Consider the following 6,112-nt stretch of genomic DNA (forward strand, 5'->3'; position numbering starts at 1 on the left):
GCGAAGAGTTGTATGAGCGGATCAGCACGGCACTGGCGGTGGTCGAGCAACCTGCATTGAAGTGATAACGAGGTCACACAGCTCGCAAACGCCTTCTCAACAGCGCAGAGCGGTCATCTGACAAAAACACGCGGATGACCGCTTCGAGCCCAACGCAGCCTCAAGTCAGCAAGAAAAAGCCGTCAGCTTGAAACTTTATACAAAGGCCACTCGTCGGGAACTCCCTTTAGTTGCCGTTCTCCCAATGACTCAAACTGTAATCCCGATCCAACAACGAGACTTCTTACAACGCCTGACACCCAAGCCTCGCCACCCGGCACTAACTCAAGAATCCGCGCGGCGATAGTTACTGCCAAACCGGAAACATCATTGCTCCGGCGCAAACACTCTCCTGTATGGATGCCCGCGCGTATGGTGAGACCAATATCAGATGCTTGGGACTTTATTGCCTCCGCGCATGCGATAGCCCGGCTGGGACCGGCAAAAGTTGCAAGTATTCCGTCACCCATTGTCTTGATCAACGTTCCGTCGTGGCGGGCAATTGCACGCGCTGCGAGAGCATCATGTTTCTCTATGATGTGTTTCCATTCCTCATCTCCGACGCGTGTCGCGATGGCGGTCGACCCTTCAATGTCGGTCATGAGAATTGTCGAAAGCACACGGGTTTCTTCCTTCTGAGGTGCTTCGCTGCAAACGAAATCGGTAATTTGCTTTACAATGGCACGCGTGTCGCCAATCCAAGGCAGATGATCTGAGTTCTTTACGAACTCAAAACGGGCATTGCGAATGTTCTCCGCAAGGTACCGCCCGTCTTCCACCGAAATGGAAATATCCTTTTCAGGGTGCAAAATGAGAGCAGGAGCTTCAATTGCGGGAAGAATTGACCTGTAGTCCGTATCATAATTCAGACGCGTGATGGCAATTGCCGAACGGGGGCTAGCAGACAAAGTGAGCAGTTTATTAAAAAATGCCTGTTCTTCCGGATCATCCTTAACTGAAGGGGCTGCCCACTCCAACTCGCAACCAAGGTTTCCCCAATTGGCTTCGAGGTGTTTAAGGTCCTCTTCGAATTCAGCACGTCGCCTACCTCTCGGCCAGTCTGGTTTCCACGCGTCGCAGGGACGGCTGCCAATCATTACGATTGAACTCACTTTTTCCGGATAGCACGCCGCGAACATTGCTGTCATCGCGCCTCCTTCGCTGATTCCGAAAATTGCTGCTTTTTCACTGCCTACGGCAGCCATAACAGCACGAATGTCTTCCGCGCGTTCTTCCAGCGTGGGTGCTCCGACATCACGATCGGACATTCCTGTTCCGCGTTTATCGAACATGATGACCCGGCACTTTTCTGCTAGTCCGCGAAGGAAGTCTCGGTAACCCTGGTGCTCCCAGACCACATCAATGTTGTGGAGCCAGCCGGAGATATAAATCAAATCGACCGGCCCTTCGCCGACGACTTGATACGCGATTGCAACATCGCCCGCGCGTGTGAATTGAGTGGATGGTTTAATAAAAGTGGTCATGGCGCGTTCCGAATGCGTTTCGCTGCCGAATATGACTCACTCATGGCAAAAGCCAAAACCATTCGTTCAGTTTGATATTGTAGCCAATAATTCTGACGGCTGCTTTGTCCGCGCACGAGACATCGAGTAATTTTCAACGAATGACAGCTCTGCGGACTTTGCGGCCATCCGCATTCTAACTCCAAAGGACCGCAGTCAGTTCGAACCGGACATTCAAACTCATTCTTCGCGGGTTGTATAAGCGGGCGTGCAGGTTCGCAACCTGAGTGGAGGCAGTCATTCACGAGGTTCTTCACAAACCAATTGAAGGCTCGCGGAAACTAGCCTGGCCTTAGCTGTTGCCTGATCGTATTGAGAGCGAGATACTGTGCGTGCTTTCAACCCAAATTCCAAAAAATGTCCAGAAACACCAAGTGGTGGAAATTCATGCCCAATGACACAGAGTTCACCTTTGCAACCGCTGCCGCCAGCTATAGCAATGAACAGCGATTTGAACCGAATGAACATGCGCACGAGTACTATCAGGCGTCGCTGCTGAGCGCTGTAATGCAGGGTGTTTACGACGGAACTGTCACTATTGGTGATTTGCTGAAACACGGAGACTTTGGCCTCGGCACGTTCAACGCGCTCGACGGCGAGATGATTGTAATAGACGGCGTAGCGTACAGGCTGGATGGTGAAGGAAAAGCAACAGTTGCAAGTGACACAGCCATGACCCCATATGCTGCTGTCATCAATTTCGAACCCGCAGTGTCGCTTTCGCTGGATGAGACAGCAGACAAACACTCCTTTGAAGATCGACTGGACGGGCTAGCAGAAGCGAAGAACCTATTTTACGCCGTTCGATTTACTGGGCGCATCAAACATATCAAATATAGAAATGTCCTGCGTCAGGACAAACCCTATAGACCTCTGCTGGAAGTCGTGAAAACTCAGGCAGAATTTGAGCTGAATGACGTGGACGGTACAATTCTGGGGTTTCGGTGCCCGGACTATGCGGTGGGTATCGGTGTGCCGGGCTACCACCTTCATTTTATTTCGAGCGACTTGAGTAAAGGTGGGCATGTACTCGATTACACCCTTTCCAGTGGCCGATTGGAAATTGACCATACGTCTTCTCTGCACCTCGAACTTCCGGAAAGCAGATCCTTTTCTGACGCCAATCTGACCGCAGGCGCTTCGGCAGACGGTATCCTGAAAGCCGAAAGCAGCGATAGCTAGACACCTTTAAGTGCCCCGAATGAGCGCGCAATATTCCGGAGCAAAGAAAGCCGTAAGAGCTCTGACTTCGGGGAGACGGAAGAGGCAACTAGAAGTTGAGCTTCATTACTGAGCTTTTACAATTCCGAAAATCCTAACCAGGCTTTCATACGACTCCGATTTGTGGCCTCTTTAGGCTTCTTCGAGCGCCTCAGCGATTTTGTTCGCGAGCATTTCTGGCTGATCAACGCTCGGCCAATGTGTGGCGTTTTCCAAGACGATCCGGCTTATCTTGTTTTCTTCTAACCAACGGACAGTGCCTTCGGGGCAATTGTCGGGGTTATAAAGGTAGGTGATATTTGCTGCACGTTGCAAAACTTCACCAGGTACGTGGTGTGTTGAAAACTTCCGGGCGTCGATGCCGAGCTGCCAAAGCGCTACAGGATCGGCCTTTGAGACTTCGTCGCGATATCTTCTTATGATAGGTGCGGATTTCGCCATTTCATCCAGCCGCATTAGAAACGCTCCGCGAAATTCTGCCGGGTCACTGTAGTCAGCGGCTGTCCCGGAAAAATAGGCATCTGCGGCGGTAATATTTCCTTCCAACGAAACGATGGTGGTCAAAGGGCAGTCAGCCCTGCCGGCGGCCAAGGAAGCTATGATTGAAGCGACCGAATGGGCGACAATAATCTCTGCCTCATACTTTATTGCTTCCTTTTTTACATATTTTGCCAGGGCTTCGAGAGTTGTTCTCCCAGCCAGGGGCTGAGCACCAAATCCTGGAAGATTGATGGGCAACAAACGATGGCTGATGGCAAGATGTGTCTCAGCCAATCCATCGAACATGCTCCCATTGTCGCCGAATCCCGCAACGAACAAAATACTCGGCCGATTGTCGCGGAACTCTTTAAATTGGTTTGAGTTTTCGGCACACATGTCAATCTCCTGAACTTGGCCGAACGCGCAACAACATGGCTCCGTTGTACAAGCTACTTTGTTTGAAGAAGGCTTTTTGCAGTTTATCGGAAGACTTGTGCAACTCCTGTGGGAAAGACGTCAGCCGCAGTATTTTCGGACCTCAGTATCTCTAAGTCCCGTGGCGACAAGCATGCATCTGTTTCGGGCTTCGTAGTAATAGCCACGGGCATACCACATGACCGCTTCGGGCTCACTTCCATCTGAAACCATCCAGGCGCCGCGCAAGTACTTCACGGCGTATGTCAGGTTGGTTTGCGCGTCCAAAAGGTCGGAAGCCTCTCCGCGAAACCCCATTTGGCGCGCTGTCGCCGGCAAAATCTGCATCAATCCGTAATAGGGACCGTTGCGGGCATGGGGGCGATAGTCGCTTTCTCGCTGGATCACTCGGTGAACAAGGCTACGCGGCACTTCGTTTGCGTCTGCGGTTTCGTTGATCATCAGGCGCAGCTCGGGCGTCTCGCCGGGATAAAGACGGGTTATTGGCTCTGCGGGTTCATTGCCGCAAGCGGCAAGAAATAGCGCGGCAAGAACGGCTGTATATCGCATCAAAATTCTCATCCCACTAACTATGAGCATTATCAGTGCTCAACCGCGATTGATATTCAATATCCTTGGGTATTGCTGAGCGGCTTTTTTTTCATTCCAGCATTATGATAGCAGCGACCTTAGCAAACTAAATTTTGAAGTAGCAGATATTTGGGTTTTAGCCTCTACTCTGAGTTCAATTCGGCCATCTTACCAATTTTCTTAGATGTCCCGTAAGTGCCGCTGAGCTGTCCTTTGTAATGTGAAGCCGATCTTTCCGCCGTGAATAACATCTTCGCTCGATTGCGGACACTGCGTTAGAATTCAGCCGCGACCGCGACGCAGTCATCGCAGCCTTTGGTCAGAGACAATCTCCTAACTTACGACATGTTTTTTCCTATCTCTTAACTTTGCATGCGCGTACTCGATCGTTTATTCATAGGCATCGTGAAACCTATAGCTTTCTGGATACAGGTGGATTGCGGCGCAAAACACGCGACCAGTGTTTGTCTAGCCAGAATATCCACTCCTGAGGATATTGTCGCAGAAGATGTTCAAGTTCACTAACCCAGTTTTGAGTTGTGGATACTAGATCCCCTCCAGCCATAACACTTTGGCCCAAAACCAAATGCAATTCCGTTTCGGTCTGTACTACAGTCGCAGCTAGTATCGGGACCCCTGCCTTTTGGGCATATCTTGCTGGCCAGGTTTGAACACCAACGATCTCACCGAACGCCGACACAGCGGCGAGATCACGAGCTGGGCTCAAGACTTGCGTGGGCGGCTCATCAATGCGATCAACCATCGCGACCACGATCCCGTCTCGTTTTAATGTTCTCAAAATGATCCTTGCAACGAAAGTTGGATCCGCTTCCCGCACATCTACAAACTCACATCCAACACTATGGTAAAGTCTATGTTGAGCTTCGGCGCGGTTTTTGTCTTTTGACACCCGAACAATCGATAATATGGGGTACGAGTTCGATAGGCATCGGGCCATCGGTATCGCGCCGTGGGCGTGAGGTAAGACGAGGATAAAACTCCCATTCTCAAAGAGCCGTTCAAATCTTTCACGATCCTGGACAATTAAAGTTTCGTCGATTTCTTCACCGAAGCCATGCCGTATCCTTTCTGCACGATCAAAACCCAGCAAAAGCTTCCGCACGTATTCCTTAAACAATCGCCTAGGTGAGGGGTGGTCCACATGCGCCGATAGTGCGATTGCGGTATATCGGACATGATTTCCCGGAAGCACGTAGATCAATCTAAGAACCCAACCGACAACGGCATAGAAGAGCTTTCTGACAGGTCTGGAACGTCGGGCAAGCCAGCCGGAAAACGTTTCATAGGCGAGAAATATGCGGTCCTTTGTTTTGGTGAAACTCATATAGGCTGCCCAATTCTGAAAATACTAATACACAGTAAGCGATCAGTTTCTGCAATATCCTCATTTCTGCCTAGCAGCGGTACAAAAAAAGGCCGCGCAATTATGATTGCCAAGCTGTCAGCTTCCTCCGTTGGCACCATGAGAGTTCGCACTTACAGAAAATGTCCAAAAACTGTTTACCTTAGAATGCCGTGAGTGAGATTGAGGTCTGCTTTGGGCTCGATGCAGACGTTCGCGAAAGTCCTGCGAACGACCGCTCTGCGGCCATTAATGCACGGCGTAGCGAACCACCGCTCCGAGCCCATCCACGCCCGTGTTCCAAATGACTTGAAAATCAATTGTAGAGTCCGTGGCTCGCGTGCATAGTCTCGGGAATGACAACACCGATCCGCCACCTCGCCCATTTCAGCTGGGGTACTCTACGTGCCTCTGTGGACGACCCGAAAATCACTACCTTTGCCGAGGCCGTTCCGCGCGTCAACGCGAGAGCCGAGGACAG

Annotated in this window: 5 protein-coding genes; 1 reads left to right on the top strand and 4 read right to left on the bottom strand. The window is 50.9% G+C overall.

Annotated elements, in window-relative coordinates; translation table 11 throughout:
* Positions 1–182 precede the first annotated feature (182 nt).
* Positions 183–1,523 (bottom strand): adenylate/guanylate cyclase domain-containing protein, encoded by a 1,341-nt coding sequence (locus tag GOV38_RS22120; RefSeq protein WP_171210377.1) that lies wholly within the window; start codon positions 1,521–1,523, stop codon positions 183–185.
* Positions 1,524–1,949: 426 nt separating this feature from the next.
* Between GOV38_RS22120 and budA the strand changes: the two genes are divergently transcribed.
* Positions 1,950–2,744: an acetolactate decarboxylase gene (budA, locus tag GOV38_RS22125; protein ID WP_171210378.1), complete on the top strand. Its 795-nt coding sequence runs from the start codon at positions 1,950–1,952 to the stop codon at positions 2,742–2,744.
* 171 nt (positions 2,745–2,915) lie between these two features.
* Here budA and GOV38_RS22130 read toward each other — a convergent pair whose 3' ends face one another.
* From GOV38_RS22130 to GOV38_RS22140, 3 genes are all read right to left on the bottom strand, one after another.
* Positions 2,916–3,659 carry an alpha/beta fold hydrolase gene (locus GOV38_RS22130; RefSeq protein WP_171210379.1) on the bottom strand — a complete coding sequence of 248 codons (744 nt, stop codon included), beginning with the start codon at positions 3,657–3,659 and terminating at the stop codon, positions 2,916–2,918.
* A 120-nt stretch (positions 3,660–3,779) separates the two neighbouring features.
* Positions 3,780–4,247, bottom strand: a complete 468-nt coding sequence (locus GOV38_RS22135) for a lytic transglycosylase domain-containing protein (protein WP_171210380.1) — start codon at positions 4,245–4,247, stop codon at positions 3,780–3,782.
* Positions 4,248–4,680: 433 nt separating this feature from the next.
* Positions 4,681–5,613, bottom strand: coding sequence for a hypothetical protein (locus tag GOV38_RS22140; protein ID WP_171210381.1), 933 nt, complete (start codon positions 5,611–5,613; stop codon positions 4,681–4,683).
* Positions 5,614–6,112 lie beyond the last annotated feature (499 nt).

The organism is Ruegeria sp. HKCCA5839, assembly GCF_013035585.1.
In the GTDB taxonomy this organism is placed as follows: Bacteria; Pseudomonadota; Alphaproteobacteria; order Rhodobacterales; family Rhodobacteraceae; genus Ruegeria.

Coding starts and splice junctions, on each gene's coding strand:
- GOV38_RS22120 (WP_171210377.1), bottom strand. CDS start 1,523: ATGACCACTTTTATTAAACCATCCACTCAATTCACACGCGCGGGCGAT.
- GOV38_RS22140 (WP_171210381.1), bottom strand. CDS start 5,613: ATGAGTTTCACCAAAACAAAGGACCGCATATTTCTCGCCTATGAAACG.
- GOV38_RS22135 (WP_171210380.1), bottom strand. CDS start 4,247: ATGCGATATACAGCCGTTCTTGCCGCGCTATTTCTTGCCGCTTGCGGC.
- GOV38_RS22130 (WP_171210379.1), bottom strand. CDS start 3,659: ATGTGTGCCGAAAACTCAAACCAATTTAAAGAGTTCCGCGACAATCGG.
- budA (WP_171210378.1), top strand. CDS start 1,950: ATGCCCAATGACACAGAGTTCACCTTTGCAACCGCTGCCGCCAGCTAT.